15 protein-coding genes are annotated in these 17,487 nt (G+C 37.5%); 9 read left to right on the top strand and 6 right to left on the bottom strand.

The features are described 5' to 3' along the window. Positions 1–5 precede the first annotated feature (5 nt). Genes V5290_RS17545 through V5290_RS09635 form a run of 3 tightly spaced genes read left to right on the top strand, consistent with a single transcriptional unit; the run spans position 6 to position 2,382 of the window. The gene (locus V5290_RS17545) at positions 6–767 is read left to right on the top strand and encodes an amino acid ABC transporter ATP-binding protein (protein ID WP_416351612.1); all 762 of its coding nucleotides are present in this window, start codon (positions 6–8) and stop codon (positions 765–767) included. Continuing rightward, positions 767–1,498, top strand: a complete 732-nt coding sequence (locus tag V5290_RS09640) for a class II aldolase/adducin family protein (protein ID WP_333384673.1) — start codon at positions 767–769, stop codon at positions 1,496–1,498. Before V5290_RS17545 ends, V5290_RS09640 begins: the two co-directional genes overlap by 1 nt. A gap of 2 nt (positions 1,499–1,500) precedes the next feature. Continuing rightward, the gene (locus V5290_RS09635) at positions 1,501–2,382 is read left to right on the top strand and encodes a glyoxylate/hydroxypyruvate reductase A (protein ID WP_333384670.1); all 882 of its coding nucleotides are present in this window, start codon (positions 1,501–1,503) and stop codon (positions 2,380–2,382) included. Here V5290_RS09635 and V5290_RS09630 read toward each other — a convergent pair. Beyond that, complete coding sequence (locus V5290_RS09630) at positions 2,371–3,216, bottom strand: MurR/RpiR family transcriptional regulator (RefSeq protein ID WP_333384667.1); 846 nt, start codon at positions 3,214–3,216, stop codon at positions 2,371–2,373. The two genes, V5290_RS09635 and V5290_RS09630, sit on opposite strands and share 12 nt — an antisense overlap. 307 nt (positions 3,217–3,523) lie before the next feature. On the opposite strand from V5290_RS09630, the gene V5290_RS09625 reads away from it, so the two are divergent. From V5290_RS09625 to V5290_RS09615, 3 genes are all read left to right on the top strand, one after another. Next, on the top strand, positions 3,524–5,446 hold the full coding sequence (locus tag V5290_RS09625; RefSeq protein WP_333384664.1) for a bifunctional 5-dehydro-2-deoxygluconokinase/5-dehydro-2-deoxyphosphogluconate aldolase: 1,923 nt from the start codon (positions 3,524–3,526) through the stop codon (positions 5,444–5,446). A gap of 42 nt (positions 5,447–5,488) precedes the next feature. Next, positions 5,489–6,997 (top strand): CoA-acylating methylmalonate-semialdehyde dehydrogenase, encoded by a 1,509-nt coding sequence (locus tag V5290_RS09620; RefSeq protein WP_333384662.1) that lies wholly within the window; start codon positions 5,489–5,491, stop codon positions 6,995–6,997. 78 nt (positions 6,998–7,075) lie between these two features. Next, complete coding sequence (locus V5290_RS09615) at positions 7,076–7,831, top strand: sulfite exporter TauE/SafE family protein (protein WP_333384658.1); 756 nt, start codon at positions 7,076–7,078, stop codon at positions 7,829–7,831. 104 nt (positions 7,832–7,935) lie between these two features. Here the strand turns inward: V5290_RS09615 and V5290_RS09610 are convergent, their stop codons facing one another. Together V5290_RS09610 and V5290_RS09605 are read right to left on the bottom strand one after the other, a co-directional pair. Then, a complete protein-coding gene (locus V5290_RS09610; RefSeq protein ID WP_333384655.1) occupies positions 7,936–8,610 on the bottom strand; it encodes a 3-oxoacid CoA-transferase subunit B in 675 nt (224 codons plus the stop codon). Positions 8,611–8,619: 9 nt separating this feature from the next. Continuing rightward, positions 8,620–9,324: a CoA transferase subunit A gene (locus tag V5290_RS09605; protein WP_333384653.1), complete on the bottom strand. Its 705-nt coding sequence runs from the start codon at positions 9,322–9,324 to the stop codon at positions 8,620–8,622. A gap of 849 nt (positions 9,325–10,173) precedes the next feature. On the opposite strand from V5290_RS09605, the gene V5290_RS09600 reads away from it, so the two are divergent. The 3 genes from V5290_RS09600 to V5290_RS09590 all read left to right on the top strand — a co-directional run bounded on the left by V5290_RS09600 (position 10,174) and on the right by V5290_RS09590 (position 13,179). Then, positions 10,174–11,118 (top strand): sugar ABC transporter substrate-binding protein, encoded by a 945-nt coding sequence (locus tag V5290_RS09600; protein WP_333384651.1) that lies wholly within the window; start codon positions 10,174–10,176, stop codon positions 11,116–11,118. 86 nt (positions 11,119–11,204) lie between these two features. Beyond that, positions 11,205–12,398, top strand: a complete 1,194-nt coding sequence (locus V5290_RS09595; protein ID WP_333384649.1) for an ABC transporter permease — start codon at positions 11,205–11,207, stop codon at positions 12,396–12,398. Position 12,399: 1 nt separating this feature from the next. Then, positions 12,400–13,179 carry an ATP-binding cassette domain-containing protein gene (locus V5290_RS09590; protein ID WP_333384647.1) on the top strand — a complete coding sequence of 260 codons (780 nt, stop codon included), beginning with the start codon at positions 12,400–12,402 and terminating at the stop codon, positions 13,177–13,179. Between the two features lie 898 nt (positions 13,180–14,077). Here V5290_RS09590 and V5290_RS09585 read toward each other — a convergent pair. The 3 genes from V5290_RS09585 to V5290_RS09575 all read right to left on the bottom strand — a co-directional run bounded on the left by V5290_RS09585 (position 14,078) and on the right by V5290_RS09575 (position 17,220). After that, complete coding sequence (locus V5290_RS09585) at positions 14,078–14,905, bottom strand: sugar phosphate isomerase/epimerase family protein (RefSeq protein ID WP_333384644.1); 828 nt, start codon at positions 14,903–14,905, stop codon at positions 14,078–14,080. Between the two features lie 106 nt (positions 14,906–15,011). After that, complete coding sequence (iolG, locus tag V5290_RS09580; protein WP_333384640.1) at positions 15,012–15,995, bottom strand: inositol 2-dehydrogenase; 984 nt, start codon at positions 15,993–15,995, stop codon at positions 15,012–15,014. 37 nt (positions 15,996–16,032) lie between these two features. Further along, positions 16,033–17,220, bottom strand: a complete 1,188-nt coding sequence (locus V5290_RS09575) for an acetyl-CoA C-acetyltransferase (RefSeq protein ID WP_333384637.1) — start codon at positions 17,218–17,220, stop codon at positions 16,033–16,035. Positions 17,221–17,487 lie beyond the last annotated feature (267 nt).

The raw sequence follows: 17,487 nt of genomic DNA, 5'->3' as shown, positions 1-17,487 counted from the left end.
AAGGCATGCCTAACGCACTATCGCTTCGTCAAATTAAAAAATCATACGGTCAACATCAAGTACTAAAAGGCATTGATCTAAATGTGAAGCCTGGTGAGGTACTCAGTATTATTGGCCCATCGGGTTCAGGTAAAACGACGTTAATTAGAACCATTAACGATCTCGAAAAAATTGATAATGGTGAAATTGTTTTATTTGGTGAAAATTTCATTAAACCTAAGCAAGAAAGTGTTAAGCGCGATGTTTATCAAGGTATTAAGCGTATTGGTATGGTGTTTCAATCATTTAATTTGTTTCCTCATAAAACGGTCTTACAGAACGTAATGATTGCTCCGCATTACCATGATAAAAATAGCTCTGTAGAAGAAACAAAAGCTCAAGCTTTGTTTTTATTAGATCGCGTTGGCTTATTAGCACATGCCTATAAATACCCTCATCAACTCTCTGGTGGACAGCAGCAGCGCGTTGCTATCGCACGAGCATTAGCAATGTCTCCTGATATCATGTTATTTGATGAGCCAACATCAGCATTGGACCCAGAAATGGTTGGGGAAGTGTTAAAAGTAATTCAAGATCTAGCAAAAGAAGGCATGACCATGATTATCGTTACTCATGAAATGGAGTTTTCTTTATCTGTATCAGACCGAGTTATTATGATGGAAGAAGGCATTGTGCAAGTAGATGCTAGTCCTAATGAGATTATCAATAATCCAAACCAGAGCGCTGAGTTTGAGCGAATTAAAGAATTTATGGGGAAAGTAGCCTAATGGATGTTCAAGAACAAAAACTACGCGTAGATTTAGCTGCTGCTTATCGTTTAGCGGCCATGTTTGGCTGGGAAGACACTTTATACACACACTTCTCAGTGCGTTTACCTGGAGAGGGGGAACCGAGGTTTTTAATTAACCCTTTTGGTTTGATGTTTGATGAAATCACTGCAAGCAACCTTATCGTCGTTGATGGTCAAGGTCATATTGTTAGTGGCGATGCTAAATATAACCCTGCTGGGTTTACTATACATAGTGCAGTGCATAATGCCCGCGATGATGCTCATTGTGTCATACACACTCATACCTTAGCTGGCATGGCCGTTGCTGCTTGCAAAGAAGGTTTACTAAATCTTAATCAAATTAGTGCAGAGTTTCACGAGCAAGTGGGATATCACGATTATGAAGGTGTGGCATTTAATTTAGCGGAAAGAGAACGTATACAAGCCTCTTTAGGTGACAATATGGCACTTATTTTAAAAAGCCATGGCTTGTTAAGTGTCGGAGAAACCGTTGCTGATGCCTTTCAAATTATGTTTTACCTGAATAAAGCCTGCGAAATTCAATTGGCAGCAGGGCAAATGTCTAGTTTATCTTCTATTGAAACTATTCCAGATAAGCTAGCAAGTTACGTATCTGGTCAATTTCAAAAAGTAGCACATGAGAGGCAAATAGTATGGGACGCATGGTTAAGAAAACTTGACCGACTTGACCCGTCGTATAAGGAGTAAGAATGAAACCTGTTGTATTAAGCATGATCAATAATGAAGAGCTGACAAATGAGCTGCTAGCTTGTGCTAAAAATAACCATCCTGAAGTAGAGTGGGTACTGCCAGATAACCCTTTAGCAAGGCAAGCAAAAGTAGCTGCTTGTTGGCAGCCACCTGTAACAATACTCACTGACTTCCCAAATTTAGAGTGTTTGCATTCAATAGGGGCGGGTGTTGATAACTTAGGAGACTTACTTCATTCATCGGTAAAAATAAATCGTATTGTCGATGATGGGCAAAAGACTGGGATGTTTGAATATGTGTTATGGGGTGTTTTGTATTATCAACGAGATATGGATAGATATAATCAAGATAAAAAACTAAAACAGTGGAACCCCTTGCCCCAACGTACGATGCAAAGTATTAAAGTTGGTATTTTAGGTTTGGGCGAGTTAGGTGGTTATGTCGGTGAAAAACTCGCGGCTATGGGCTATCAAGTTTATGGTTGGTCAAGAACAGAGAAACAGATTAACGGTATAACAAGCTACCACGGGCAATCAACTTTACCGACGTTATTAGAAGATCTTGATATATTAGTAAATTTACTACCTTTGAATCCGCAAACTAAAGGTATCCTTAATCAGGATTTACTCTCAAAGCTACCTAGTAAAGCAGCATTAATTCATTGTGGTCGTGGAGATCATTTAGTGGAGAAAGATCTAGAAGTCTTATTGAATAACAACCGTCTTCGCGGTGCTATTTTAGATGTGTTTTCAACAGAACCCTTACCCAAAGACAGTAACCTGATGACAATGGACAAAGTATTTGTTACTCCTCATATCGCTTCTACGGCAACCAATGAAAGCATCGCTGCTCAAGTAGTACAGTCATGTTTAGGTATCTGAGGTAGCGTTTTTTGAGTCATGGAAGGCTAATGCAACCGCCATTGATTGCACTAAACATAATGAGGCAGATTGAGACCTAAACGCATCGACTTTACCTTCATTAACTACAAAACATACATTACTATAAGCAGCTAATGGACTCACATGACTGTCAGTGATTATTATCTGCTTTGCACCTTTTTTCGACGCTTCTTCACTCAAGCTTAGTGTTTCTTTAGCATAGGGGCTAAAGCTAATCGATAAAACCACATCGTTAGCACCTATCATTGATAATTGCTCATCGAACATACCGCCCAACCCATCAATTAAAAACGCACGTCGCCCTACATGACGCAATGCATAAGTTAAATAGGCGGCAGTACTGTAGGAACGACGCAATCCAATAATATAAATGTTTTCAGACTCACTTAGAATCTCTACGGCAAGCTCTAGTTGGTCTTCTGGTGTTTGTGTTGCTAATTGGTTCATCGCTTCAGAGTTAACACGTGCAAACTCTTGTAGGATAGGTAATGGCTTCTCTAACGGTATTGGGTTTGTTTCGAGTGTTTTATATAAGCGTACTCTATCGGTGTAACTTGCTGTTTCTTCAATCAGATCTTGTCTAAATAAAAGTTTAATTTCGTTAAAACCTGAAAATTCAAAAGCTTTTGCAAAACGTATCAAGGTAGAAGGGGGAACATTTGCTTGTACAGATATGTCCGCTATCGTATCAAAAGCAAGACTCTGGTTATTTTTTAACACATAAGAAGCAACTTGCTGTAGTCGCTTGCTTAAGTTTGGATATTGAGTGCTAATTTGAGCTTGTAGTTGAACAATATTGGTTGCTGTTGCCATTTTATTTCCTTGAAAAACCAAAAATGAACTATTTATTTCATATTAACACAATAATGGAATAAATGATTTATACCTATTCTAGTTAGTCTCACCCGGTATTTTAGCCTATTAGTTTCTTTAATGAGGTCACACTTTTTTATTTAAATGAAATTTATATTTCGTTTCATGTTGATTTTGAAATTTTTGTTTCATAATATCTATTAACGCTTAATTAAAGTCATATACAGAATGTATTCATATAAGTAGTGGCTTTTATTAGAGCAACAGTGGTTGAAACGATTCGTTACAGATTTGGAGCAAACTTACGATGCCAACACCAATACCAACAACAAAATACCCTAAAACGTTAGATCTTATTTGTATGGGAAGGGTTGCTGTGGATTTTTATGGGCAGCAAATAGGTGCTCGCCTTGAAGATATGTCTTCATTTTCAAAGTATTTAGGAGGCTCATCAGGCAACGTAGCCTATGGAACCGCTAGACAAGGTTTAAAGTCATCGATGTTCGCTCGTGTTGGTGATGAGCATATGGGAAGGTTTTTAAAAGAAGAGTTGGACCATGTGGGAGTTGATACGCGTTATTTAATTAAAGATCAACAACGTTTAACTGCTCTCGTTATTTTAGGTATTAAAGATGCCGATACCTTCCCTCTAATTTTTTATCGTGATAATTGTGCCGATATGGCGATTACTGCGACAGATGTTAATGAAGAATATATAGCTTCAGCCCGTTGTTTAGCGATTACAGGTACTCATTTATCAAACTCTCAGACGCGAGATGCAGTACTGACAGCATTAAAATATGCAAAAAAACATAGTGTAAAAACCGTGCTAGATATCGATTATCGTCCGATTTTATGGGGGCTGACCTCATTAGGTGATGGTGAAACTCGCTTTATTGCTTCGCAGTTAGTGACTGAACAATTGCAAGATGTTTTACACTTATTCGATTTAATCGTGGGGACTGAAGAGGAGTTTCATATTGCTGGTGGCTCAATCAATACCATTGAGGCATTGCAACGAGTACGTCAGGTTAGCCAAGCAGAGTTAGTTTGTAAGCGAGGCCATTTAGGGTGTTCAGTCTTTCCTGGAATTATTCCATCAACGTTGGATGAAGGTATTACTGTTCAAGGTGTACGCGTCGAAGTATTAAATGTATTAGGGGCTGGTGATGCTTTTATGTCAGGGCTCTTACGAGGTTATTTAAATGGAGAAAGCTGGGAACAATCTTGTGCTTATGCAAATGCTTGTGGAGCATTGGTTGTTTCACGCCACGGCTGTGCTCCAGCAATGCCATCGAAAGAAGAATTGGATAATTATTTAGCGCGTGCTGAGCAAGTCCTTCGTCCAGATTTAGATAATGAATTGAATCACTTGCACAGGGTGACAACCCGAAGAAAAAAATGGCAAGAATTATGTGTTTTAGCTTTTGATCATCGTAGTCAATTAGTGGAGATGGCTAAACAATTCGATGTAGCTCCTGTGCGTATTGAATATTTAAAAACGCTTATTTTTAACGCAAGCCAAATGGCGGTAAAGGAAGCAAATTTAATCGGTAAGGCCGGGATATTATGTGATAGTCGTTTTGGTCAATCAGTATTAAATCAAGCGACAGGCAGCGATTGTTGGATAGGTCGGCCAATCGAATTACCAGGTTCTCGTCCACTTACTTTAGAGCATGGCAATATCGGTTCTCAATTAGTGCATTGGCCTTTAGATCATGTTGTTAAATGCTTAGTGTTTTGCCACCCATATGATAATGGCGATATGCAAAAAAATCAGGAAGAAGCAATCCAAGAAATTTTTGAAGCTTGTTGTTTATCTGGGCATGAATTGCTTCTAGAAGTTATTTTACCAAAAGAAATGCCACAGGGTGATGAGCATTATATTCATCTGTTAACTCGTTTATATGCGCTAGGTATCAAACCAGATTGGTGGAAGTTACCCCCTTTAAGTTCGTCATCATGGGCACAAATAAGTGCATTAATTGATGATAATGATAAACATTGTCGAGGCATTGTTTTATTAGGTTTAGATGCACCTGTTGAACAGTTGAAGTCAGGCTTTATAAGTGCTTCAGAATGTAAATGGGTTAAAGGGTTTGCTGTCGGACGGACTATTTTTGGTGAACCGTCACGCTCTTGGTTCGCTAATGAGATTGATGATATGGCGCTAATTGAACAGATAAAAAATAACTATCTCACCATCATTGATGCATGGCAGGCTAGGTAAAAATCACTTTAATATTTAATGCATGTTTTAAGGAAGTTATTTATGGAAACCATTCAAAATTTTATTAACGGTCACGTCAGCATGAGTAAAAGCGAGCGTTTCTCTCCAGTGTTTAATCCTGCATCGGGAGAACAAACACGCCAAGTCGTTTTAAGTAATGAGTCAGATACGGTAGCTGCCATTGTAGCAGCTGAGTCTGCTTTTCCTGGTTGGTCAAAAACATCGCCGTTAAAACGTGCACGTATTATGTTTGCATTTAAAGCACTGTTAGAAAGTAATAAAGATAAACTTGCTCGTATTATTTCAAATGAGCATGGCAAAGTATATTCAGATGCGATGGGCGAAATAACGCGAGGCTTAGAAGTGGTTGAGTATGCTTGTGGTATCCCGCATTTGCAAAAAGGAGAGCATTCAGCCAATGTCGGGAGTGGTGTAGATAGTCATTCATTAATGCAGCCTTTGGGTGTATGTGTTGGCATCACTCCATTTAATTTTCCTGCTATGGTGCCGATGTGGATGTTTCCAATCGCGTTAGCTACAGGGAATACTTTTATATTAAAACCTTCAGAGAAAGACCCTTCACTAGCTTTACAGTTAGCTGATATGTTAAAAAAAGCGGGCTTACCTGACGGTGTTTTTAATGTAGTGAATGGTGATAAACAAGTTGTTGATATACTACTAAGTGACCCGCGAGTGCAAGCAGTTAGCTTTGTGGGATCAACTCCGATTGCAGAATATATATATAATACAGCTTCTTCCTATGGTAAACGTTGCCAAGCATTAGGAGGCGCTAAAAACCATTGTCTGTTGATGCCTGATGCAGATATTGATATGGCTGCTAACGCAATTATCGGAGCTGCTTATGGATCTGCTGGTGAGCGTTGCATGGCGTTATCTGTTGTAGTGGCTGTTGGTGACCAAGCTGCTGATGAATTAATCGGAAACCTTAAAGCTCAAATTAAAAAAATGACAATAGGCCCAGGTATTGTAGAAGGACCTGAAAATGATATGGGACCTGTTGTTACCGCAGAGCATAAAGCTAAAATATGTTCATTTATTGATATTGGTGAAAAACAAGGGGCTGAACTATTAGTCGATGGGCGCCAACTTATAGTTGAAGGAAATGAAAAAGGTTACTTTATTGGACCGACTCTATTTGACCATGTCTTACCAGAAATGACAATTTACAAAGAAGAAATATTTGGTCCAGTATTAGCCGTATTGAGAGTTCCTAACTATAAAACAGGGCTCGAATTAATTAATAGTTGTGAATATGGAAATGGTACCGCTATCTTTACGCGTGATGGTGAAACTGCTCGGGAATTTAGTGAAAGCGTATTAGCAGGAATGGTTGGAGTGAATGTGCCTATTCCCGTTCCAATGGCTTTCCATAGCTTTGGAGGTTGGAAAAGATCAATTTTCGGCCCATTAAATGTCCATGGAAGTGACGGCGTGCGTTTTTATACGAAAATGAAAACAGTTACAACACGTTGGCCCGCGAGTATTCGATTAGAAGACCATACTAATACCTTTACCATGCCAACTATGTAATGTCACAAAGCAAATCTCAATGCATATTGAGATTTACTTTACTACTTACCTGCAAATATACTTAAATTAGGTAACGTTATGATGGTCGTTTCAGATCCTTGGTTTTATGCTACAGCTATTCCTGCGGTGATCATTTATGGCATCGGTAAAGGTGGTTTAGGTGGGGCACTTGGCATTATTGCTGTTCCGTTAATGGCATTTACTATTGCTCCTACACAAGCAGCTGCTATTTTATTGCCTATTCTATGCCTAATGGATATTTTTGCAGTAAGGCAACACTACTCTAATGCAGACTATTCAATATTAAAATGTATGTTACCCGGGGCTATTTTAGGTGTGGCATTAGCTAGTTTATTTTTGAGTGTAATATCTGAAGTGGGACTAAAGCTAGTTATTGGCGGTTTATCGCTCTTATTTTGTTTTCAATATTTGATAAAAGGCCTTAATCATTATAGTAAAGGCGGAATTGTTAGTGCATGGTGTTGGAGTGCGCTAAGCGGTTTTTCTAGTACTGCTCTCCATGCAGGCGGTGGGCCCGCGAGTATTTATTTACTGCCTTTAAAGCTAGAAAAGGTAACATTAATTGCGACGATGGCAGTTCTTTTTGGCATTATTAATCTTTTCAAATTAATCCCGTACTCTTTACTAGGAGAATTTGACCATACGAATCTAATGACTTCACTGCTCTTAATGCCTTTAGCCCCAATAGGGGTCAAGTTAGGGATTTTAATGCTACATAAAGTTAGCCAAGATGTCGTTTATCGTTTGTGTTATTTGTTCTTATTTATATCAGGTTGTAAATTATTTTGGGATGGTACTTATTTCTTTGCTTAGTTCGATTTTAAGTACTTATTGAATGCAAATGGTAAAGGGAGGAGGAAAAGAAAGTGTTAAAATAATTTACTCAAATATTTTAACACTTATTGCTGCAAAAGCATTTAACTGTTTGTTCTAATTAAAAATTTCATTTCAGGGACATTAGCTGGCACTACCAACTCACCTTCAGTAAGTGCAATTATTTCAGCTACAGAAACGCCTGGTGCTCGTTCAACTAAATGAAACTTACCGCCTTTTATTTCAATAAAAGCTAAATCTGTTAATACCTTTTTAATACAGCCCTTACCAGTTAAAGGAAGTGAACAGTTAGGTAGTAACTTAGATTGCCCATGTTTAGATGCATGAGTCATGGTGACAATAATATTTTCGGCACCCGCTACTAAGTCCATTGCCCCGCCCATACCCTTAATAAGCTTTCCAGGAATCATATAAGAAGCAATATTACCATTTACATCTACTTCAAAAGCGCCTAAAACGGTTAAATCAACATGTCCGCCTCTGATCATGGCAAAAGATTCTGCAGAGTCAAAAAATGAAGCTCCTTTAGTAACTGTTACTGTTTGCTTACCTGCATTAATAAGGTCTGCATCAACATCTTCCTCACTAGGAAATTGTCCCATCCCTAATAACCCGTTTTCAGATTGCAACATTACTTCAATACCTTTAGGTAAGTAGTTAGCAACTAAGGTTGGAATACCGATACCAAGATTAACATAAAATCCGTCTTGTATTTCTTGAGCAACACGCTGTGCCATTTGTTCACGAGATAAAGTCATGTCAGTTTCCTATTTAGTTATTTGAGTTGTGCGTTGCTCAATACGTTTTTCAAATGTACCTAAAATAATTCGATTAACATAAATGCCTGGTACGTGGATTTGATCCGGATCTAACTCTCCTGGTTCAACAATTTCTTCCACTTCTACTACGGTTATTTTTCCTGCCGTCGCTGCTATTGGATTGAAGTTTCGAGCTGTTTTTCTAAAAATAAGGTTGCCATACCGGTCTGCTTTCCAAGCTTTAACAATTGCGAAATCGCCTTTTATTGCGTGTTCTAAAATATAATATTTCCCATCAATCTCTCTTTCCTCTTTACCTTCCGCAACTGGAGTACCGTAACCCGTAGCAGTAAAAAATGCAGGGATTCCTGCACCGCCAGCACGCATCTTTTCTGCTAATGTCCCTTGAGGTGTTAATTCAACTTGCAATTCTCCAGCCATCATTTGACGTTCAAACTCTGCATTTTCACCTACATAGGAAGCTATTATTTTTTTTATTTGACGGTTAGGCAAAAGCAGACCTAGACCAAAATCGTCGACGCCGCAATTATTCGAAACAATGGTAAGGCCTGTTATACCTTTTTGTTTTATTTCTAATATTAAGTTCTCTGGAATACCGCACAAACCAAAACCACCAGCAATAACAGTCATATTGTCTTCAAGCCCGAACATCGCTTCTTCATAACTTGATACTACTTTGTCAAACCCAGCCATTTTACACTCCTTCGTTATATGTTAATCACGATTAAAGTTAGTAACTCATTGTTAATATGGATCTATTTTTTAAAAGTGAAGTAGAACATTGTTTGGTTTCTATTTTTTTACTTCTATCTGTTTTTCAATATAACTGAGTTTTATTTTTTCGATAATTATTTATCGTTTTTATGTGAGGTTGATAAAATGTAGTCGTAAATATTATTTAGAGTTTATCACTAATTTTTCTAGTTTTTTTCAATAAAAACATGTTCTTATGTTGTTTTTTTTGTTTTTTATTTTTTGATATTTATTTTTCAGCTTGAGGAGGTGTATCTGCTGTATCAATTCATATCTATTATCGTTATGTTTGAAAATTTTAATGAAATGATTCTTTAATCTACTTTTATTTTATTCTTATTTAGTCATACAAATTAAATATTCAACTGTAATTTGAAAAATATTTTCTAAAATATTGGAGGGGACTTTAAATTCTATTTATTAATTTACTCATCATTACATTGATCTAAATTATTTTATTGAATGATAAATTACAGTTTTTTAGTGTTTTTTGTTCGTATTTAAGCGTTAAGTAGCGTTTTTTACGTGTAAAAGGCATTTTAATTCGACTTGGTTAACACTTACGTAACAAGTGGTTTTTCAACTATAGCTTAAGCGGTTCTTAAAGATTAGTATGAGGCTTAACTTATTTGAAAATATTTTTTCATTTTATTTTCAAGTGAATTGATATAAAGATTTGTTATTTTTTAAACGAGAATGACATCTTAATAATCACCTGAAAATGTATTTTCTCTGATTATTAAGTTGTTACTCTCTTTAACCCCCAAGTACTGTTTAGGAGAGTTTTACATGAAAAAATTTAAACTATTAAGTGCAGCCTTATTATCGATGACACTGACTGCTCCATTGATTTCAATGTCTGCTATAGCAGAGCGTTATGTCATGGTTAGTCATGCACCAGATTCAGATAGTTGGTGGAATACGGTAAAAAATGGTGTTGCTCTTGCTGGGAAGCAAATGGATGTCACTGTTGAATATCGTAATCCCCCTACTGGCGATTTAGCTGATATGGCACGTATTATTCAGCAAGCTACTGCTTCCAATCCTGATGGTATTATTACAACACTGGCTGACTATGATGTATTGAGTGGGCCTATTAAAAATGCGGTCGATCAAGGAATCAATGTCATTATTATGAACTCTGGCACACCAGAACAAGCCCGTGATGTAGGGGCGTTGATGTTCGTTGGTCAGCCTGAATATGATGCAGGTTACGCAGCTGGTTTACGCGCAAAAAGTGATGGTATTAAATCGTTCGTATGTGTTAACCATGCAGTTTCTAATGCGGTTGTATCAGAAAGATGTCGAGGATTTGCTGCTGGCTTAGGAGTAGAGCTGGGTAATTCAATGCTTGATAGTGGACAGGATCCCGCAGAAATTAAAAATCGTGTACTGGCGTATTTAAGTGCAAATCCAAATACCGATGCGATACTTACTATTGGTCCTACTTCTGCTGATCCTACTATTTTGGCATTACAAGAAAATGGGTTAGCTGGAGATATTTACTTTGGAACATTTGACCTAGGTGAAAACATTGTAAAGGCAATAAAATCTGGCGTTATCCAATGGGGTATCGATCAACAACCCTTCTTACAAGCTTACTTACCTGTTGTGATTTTGGCTAACTATGATCGCTTTGGTGTGTTACCTGGAAATAATATTAACTCTGGACCAGGGTTTGTTACAAAAGATGGTTTATCACTTGTTGAGAAGTACGCCGGTGAATACCGTTAATTTTTAAAGTCATATAACCAGCATTTTCTATAGGGTGCTGGTTTTATCTCACACTATATTCTTCTTGTTAAATTCAGAGGTTAAAGATGAAAGAGTCAACAATAACGCCAACAGAAATGATAGCAAAACCTGAAGAGCCGGCTGCAGGTCAATCAAACGATGTTTCCGTAGAAACAACAGATAATTCAGATGAGCGAGTTAAAAGTAGATCAAGTCTTCGAGAAGCGCTTATCAGGCCTGAGTTAGGTGGTATTTGTGGCACCATTTTAGTATTTACCTTTTTCTTATTAACCGCCAGTGACTCTGGTATGTTTTCGGCATCAGGTGTTATCAACTGGTCAATTGTTTCATCTCAATTCATTATTATTGCTGTAGGCGCATGTTTACTTATGATTGCCGGTGAATTTGATTTATCTGTTGGTTCTATGATTGGTTTCAGTGGCATGTCCATTGCGTTGTTATCTATCACATTCGGATGGCCCGTTTGGATGGCGATTATTGTTACCTTTATGTTGTGTATGGCGATTGGTGCACTAAGTGGTTGGTTGGTTATTAAAACGGGTCTACCGAGTTTTATTGTGACACTCGCATTTTTGTTCATTTTGCGCGGCTTAACTATTTTTGCCGCTATTTCAACTACTAACAAAACAATCGTCGGCGGTATTAAAGATGCTGCTGAAGGTGATTGGCTTGCCCCTATATTTGGTGGCAAAGTATTTACTGGTTTTTTCCAATGGTTAGGCGATAACGGCTGGATCGACACATTCCAACGTGGTTTTAAAAAGGGACAACCTGTAGTCGACGGTATTCCAATGTTAATTATTTGGGCGATTATATTGTTAGTATTTGCTCATTTACTATTAACAAAAACAAAGTTTGGTAATTGGATTTTTGCTTCTGGTGGTAGTGCACAAGCTGCTACTTATGTCGGTGTTCCTGTTAATAGAGTTAAGATTCTGATGTTTATGTTCAGTGCTTTTTGTGCATGTGTCTTTGCCACTTCACAAGTAATGGAGTTTGGATCTGCAGGGGCAGACCGTGGCTTACTTAAGGAGTTTGAAGCAATTATTTCAGTGGTGATTGGCGGGGCATTATTAACTGGCGGTTATGGCTCAGTAATTGGTGCTGCGCTTGGGGCTATTATTTTTGGAGTGGTACAACAGGGGTTATTCTTTGCTGGTGTAGAAAGCTCATTGTTTAGGGTTTTTCTAGGGGGAATATTGTTATTCGCAGTAATACTTAACACATATATTCGTCGTATGATCACAGGAGAGAAGTAATATGAATGCACCCATTATTGAAATGAAAAAAATTGAAAAGCATTTTGGTTCTGTCATTGCTCTATCTGGGGTTTCGTTAAAGGTAATGCCAGGGGAATGTTTATGTTTATTAGGAGATAATGGCGCTGGTAAATCAACATTTATTAAAACCATGGCGGGGGTTCACAAACCCTCCGTAGGAGAAATATATTTTGAAGGGGCACCAATGAGCTTCGAATGCCCACGAGATGCTATTACAGCTGGTATTGCGACTGTGTATCAAGATCTCGCTATGATTCCTTTGATGTCCGTTGCTCGAAATTTCTTTATGGGTAACGAGCCAACTAAAAAAGTTGCCGGTATTCCGTTTTTTGACCATAAACATGCGAATGAAATCACCATGAAAGAGATGAAAAAAATGGGGATTAATTTACGCTCAGCTGAGCAAGCTATTGGCACTTTGTCTGGCGGTGAGCGTCAAACGGTTGCGATTGCCCGTGCTGTTTATTTTGGTGCCAAAGTCTTAATTTTGGATGAACCTACTTCCGCTCTAGGTGTTCGCCAAACGGCGAATGTTTTAGCAACGATCGATAAAGTGCGTAAGCGCGGTATTGCAGTGGTGTTTATTACGCATAATGTACGACACGCAATGGCAGTTGGTGATGCTTTTACTGTACTAAATCGTGGTAAAACGTTAGGTACAGCGAGAAAAGGTGAGATTACTTCGGAAGAGTTACAGAATCTAATGGCTGGTGGAGCAACATTAGCAACATTAGAGGGCTCACTCTCAGGGATGGTTTGATAAAACTTATGTTGTGATTTTTTTCCTACTTTAATAATCCCTGATCCTATTGTTTAGGTTTAGGGATTATTTATTACACCTCGATACAGCTTCCTATTAATCGTCATCTTTTAGAGTAAGTCAATTAAGTCATCTAGTTGGCCTGCTAAATAGCTTATTCCTTCTTTATCCCTTTCATATATGAACCAAGTTATTCAACAACTAGCATCCGTTATTTAGTCTTTGAAAGGCTCAATTTATGCCTTTAATTGAATTGTTTTTTCAGAGTAAAATTTAAATAATATATTTAATACAATCGAAATAACAAGCTGCTTCTTGATAAATTTCTGTAAGAGAATTGTTATTTAGCTGAATTTATTAACCGAGTTAGCGCCGTTCAACGATGCAGAATGTAGGTCGCTCATTTAATTTAATGTGTCATCATTATGTAATATGTTGAGGAGTGAAAACCATCTGTAAAATAGATAGCCTCAATACTGGATAAGAAAAGCGAGTCAACACCTCTATTTATAGGGATTCCTGGATTAATACCAATCACACTAATTAGCTGATCTATTTTACTTGTTAAAATAACTTATTCCTTCGTTGTAATTTTCGCAAATAGAATAACCATTTAACTTAAATTACATCTTGAACTCAGTCATTTTCCCTGCGTAAAATTGAGATCACTTATTTAATATAATTGGTATAAATTACTTCTCAATAAGCCGTTATTGCTTCAATCATTTATATTGAACTACACACAAATACAGTATTATCTATTAAATATATTAACTGTATTGTTTTATGTTGTTTTTTCTTGTGTTAATTAGAGTTTCGGTAGATAGAAGCTTCAAGGTCAAATATAAATGACAATGAAGCGATAGGGAAAGGGACTAAGTTACTTATTTACAGGGTCTTATTTCATTAACTTCTGCATGCCTCTCAGCATTTTTTCGGCCGTTTCATAATGGTCACCTTCCCAAAGCTGGTCATTTAAGAATTCTCCTGAAAAGAAACCGTCATAACCTGTGGATTGAATTGCATCTACCCACTCTTGCAATGGTACTTCACCCTCACCAATTAAATAGCCTCGTAGTTCTTTTTCATCCACCCAAGGTTGATTTTTTGCTGGCCTTAATCCATCTGAAATATGCACGTTGTAGATAAGATCTTTATCAATGTTAGCAACTTGATCTAATGTTGCCCCTCTACATGCCCAAAGGTGCCATGTATCCAATACAAAACCAAAGTTATCTCGACCCACTGCATCGTGCAATCTGAAGTAATCATCTAATTTTGCTATTGGCGTCCATGCAGCACCTTCAAATTGAAAGCGAATATTATGCTCTTGGCCAATATCTGATATATGTGCGATATTCTGTGCAGTAATTTTAATATTATCTTCTAGTGATAAGCCATTAAGTCCCTCAAATGAGTTTAATTGTATCGTTGGGGCTCCTATTTCTTGCGCAAATTGACACAGAGTTTCAACTTGTTTGAATACGGCTTGTTGTGTCTTTTTATCTGATGCTTCAACACTGCCAATAATATCAATAGCAGATGGTTTTATACCTGCGTTATCTAGCTTAGTTTTTAAGGCTTTGCTGGTTAAGCCACTATTGATATAACGCCATAGTTTTTCGGTGTGAATTTCTAGGCCTTGATAACCGGTTTCTTCAGCAAGTCGAATATCGCTCACTATGTTGTTGTATAAAGAGCACATGCCATGTAATGCAAATTTCATAAAACCATCCAAATGAATAAACTTAAATTCAGTTTTTTGTTGAATTAAAAATAAGAAATAACATAAAAGTGCTACTTCTTAAGGTTATTTAAAGGCAGTGGCTTTATTATAAGACCACTGTTTTGTTTGTTGTTAACGATACTAATGCTGCATCTGCTAGTGCGAGTGCTCTTTCACCATCGATACCTGGCGATCGTGACTCTGCCCCGCCTAATACTTCAACAAAATGATTCCATTCATTTTTATAAGCTTCTGCGTAACGTTGTAAAAAGAAGTATTCTGGGTTTGACTCTATAGCCCCTTGGTCACCAAACTGTTTAACAGAGTTTTCAGTAATGTTGCTTGCTGTTAATAAGCCTTGGCTACCGTGTACTTCTATACGCTGGTCATAGCCGTAACCCGATCGTCGACTATTGTTGATGGTTGCAAAGGCACCTGAAGCAAAGGTTAATACAACGACTGATGTATCAATATCACCTGCTTCTCCTATTTCAGGGTTAACCATGCAACTTCCATAAGCGGTAATGGTTGTTGGCTCTGCATTCATTAAATAACGGACCATATCAAAATCATGAATCGTCATGTCTCGGTACATACCACCTGAGGTTTTAGCATATTCTGCTGGTGGCGCAGCTGGGTCGCGTGAGGTAATAATGAGAGATTCAATCTGGCCAATTGCTTGGTTATTTAAGCGTGTTTTAAGTTCGTTGAAATGTGTATCGTAACGTCGGTTAAAGGCAATAAATAAGGTCGTATCGTTGTCTTCGACTACTTTCAAACATTGGCGTACTTTCGCTAAATCCAGGTCGATAGGTTTTTCACAAAAAATAGCTTTACCATGTTGTGATGCCATTTCGATAAAGTTAACGTGTGTGTCTGTCGCGGAACAAATACAAATAGCATCAATGTTGGGGTCTTGCATCGCTTCTTCTACTGTTTGTATTTTCGCATTATATTTTTTTGCTAACTCTTCGCGGCCGGCTTTGTAGGGGTCTATAATGGAATAAACATTAGTTTGTGCGTGGTCATGTATATTTTGTCCATGAATACGACCAATTCTTCCTACGCCAAACAGTGCAATATTAAACATATAGTGTTCCTCTGAGGTGAGTATTGTGTTTATAAAACTATTGTTTCTTGATGTTTTCTACTATTAATGCTGTTCCTTGCCCACCACCAATACATAAGGTGGCTAGTCCGTAACGTGCATTTCTTTTATCTAGCTCATGTAATAGGGTGACCAGAATACGCGCACCTGATGCACCAATAGGGTGTCCAAGTGAAATAGCCCCCCCATTTACATTAGTTTTATTAAGGTCGAGTTCTAAACCCTCTATTACCGAAAGAGCCTGAGCAGCAAAAGCTTCGTTTGCCTCTGTTAAATCAATATCTTTGATGGTTAGATTCGCTTTTGATAATGCTTTTTTTGTCGCAGGCACTGGGCCAAACCCCATGAGATTAGGGTCTACCCCTGCGCTTGCATGAGATACAATTTTGGCTAATGGTGTTAACCCTAAGGCTTTTGCTTTTTCTGAACTCATTAGTACTAATGCACTTGCGCCATCATTAATACCAGACGCATTACCTGCAGTAACAGTACCTTCTTTTTTGAAAGCCGGTCTTAACCGTTTTAAACTGTCAATATTTGTATTGGCTCTTGGAAATTCATCTTTATCACAAATGATATCGCCTTGGCGTGTTGTAATAATGTGAGGGGTTATCTCATTATCAAATTTACCTGTGGTAATTGCTGTCTGGGTACGTTGCTGTGATTGTAAAGCGTAATTATCTTGTACCTCACGTGTTAAATCATACTTTTCAGCCAAATTTTCAGCGGTAATACCCATGTGAACATCTGTAAAGGCATCGGTTAACCCATCAGATAAGATAGTGTCAATAATTTGGTTGTTTCCAAATGGCTTACCGTTTCTATGCTGCTCAATGATATGAGCTGCATTAGACATACTTTCTGTACCTCCGACGATAACAATATCTGACTCATCGGTTTGAATAGCTTGAGCACCTAATATGACAGCTTTTAATCCTGAACCACATACTTTAGATATGGTGTATGCAGTGCTTTCTTGAGGGATACCTGCTTTAATTTGAATTTGCCTTGCTATATTTTGACCATGACCTGCTGCTAATACATTACCTAGTATTACCTGTTCAACTTGGTTTGGCTCTATACCGGCCTTTTTAACCGCACTTTTAACGGCCGTTACACCTAGTTCGACAGCACTTACATCGGCAAACATGCCTGAAAATGAACCTATTGCGGTTCTAACAGCACTTACAATAACAACGTCTTTCATATCAACCTCTTTATTTACCTACCGGCCATAATATTTAAAATTTTCAACTGATTTGTTATTAAAAATAATTTTCATTTCCTGTGCTTTTTAAATGGAAAAATATTTTTAGAAATAGTGTTTGTCGATATTATTGTTTATTTTTAAAAACTGCTATTCGTTTAAATAATCTTTTACTTGAAATGTTAAGCGTATCACTACTACCTAAGCTTACTCTAATATCTTAATTTTAACTCATTGTTTTATATTGATTATATTTTTTTATTTAAA

Source organism: Psychromonas arctica, assembly GCF_036697365.1.
Lineage (GTDB): Bacteria > Pseudomonadota > Gammaproteobacteria > Enterobacterales > Psychromonadaceae > Psychromonas > Psychromonas arctica_A.
Note: the sequence above shows the minus strand (reverse complement) of the source record. Positions and strands in the feature narration are given on the sequence as shown.

What these genes read in the sequence shown, in the direction of transcription:
- V5290_RS09605 (WP_333384653.1), bottom strand. Translation starts at nt 9,324, where the DNA reads ATGGCTGGGTTTGACAAAGTAGTATCAAGTTATGAAGAAGCGATGTTC.
- V5290_RS09620 (WP_333384662.1), top strand. Translation starts at nt 5,489, where the DNA reads ATGGAAACCATTCAAAATTTTATTAACGGTCACGTCAGCATGAGTAAA.
- V5290_RS09625 (WP_333384664.1), top strand. Translation starts at nt 3,524, where the DNA reads ATGCCAACACCAATACCAACAACAAAATACCCTAAAACGTTAGATCTT.
- V5290_RS09615 (WP_333384658.1), top strand. Translation starts at nt 7,076, where the DNA reads ATGATGGTCGTTTCAGATCCTTGGTTTTATGCTACAGCTATTCCTGCG.
- iolG (WP_333384640.1), bottom strand. Translation starts at nt 15,995, where the DNA reads ATGTTTAATATTGCACTGTTTGGCGTAGGAAGAATTGGTCGTATTCAT.
- V5290_RS09575 (WP_333384637.1), bottom strand. Translation starts at nt 17,220, where the DNA reads ATGAAAGACGTTGTTATTGTAAGTGCTGTTAGAACCGCAATAGGTTCA.
- V5290_RS09630 (WP_333384667.1), bottom strand. Translation starts at nt 3,216, where the DNA reads ATGGCAACAGCAACCAATATTGTTCAACTACAAGCTCAAATTAGCACT.
- V5290_RS17545 (WP_416351612.1), top strand. Translation starts at nt 6, where the DNA reads ATGCCTAACGCACTATCGCTTCGTCAAATTAAAAAATCATACGGTCAA.
- V5290_RS09595 (WP_333384649.1), top strand. Translation starts at nt 11,205, where the DNA reads ATGAAAGAGTCAACAATAACGCCAACAGAAATGATAGCAAAACCTGAA.
- V5290_RS09610 (WP_333384655.1), bottom strand. Translation starts at nt 8,610, where the DNA reads ATGACTTTATCTCGTGAACAAATGGCACAGCGTGTTGCTCAAGAAATA.
- V5290_RS09590 (WP_333384647.1), top strand. Translation starts at nt 12,400, where the DNA reads ATGAATGCACCCATTATTGAAATGAAAAAAATTGAAAAGCATTTTGGT.
- V5290_RS09635 (WP_333384670.1), top strand. Translation starts at nt 1,501, where the DNA reads ATGAAACCTGTTGTATTAAGCATGATCAATAATGAAGAGCTGACAAAT.
- V5290_RS09600 (WP_333384651.1), top strand. Translation starts at nt 10,174, where the DNA reads ATGAAAAAATTTAAACTATTAAGTGCAGCCTTATTATCGATGACACTG.
- V5290_RS09585 (WP_333384644.1), bottom strand. Translation starts at nt 14,905, where the DNA reads ATGAAATTTGCATTACATGGCATGTGCTCTTTATACAACAACATAGTG.
- V5290_RS09640 (WP_333384673.1), top strand. Translation starts at nt 767, where the DNA reads ATGGATGTTCAAGAACAAAAACTACGCGTAGATTTAGCTGCTGCTTAT.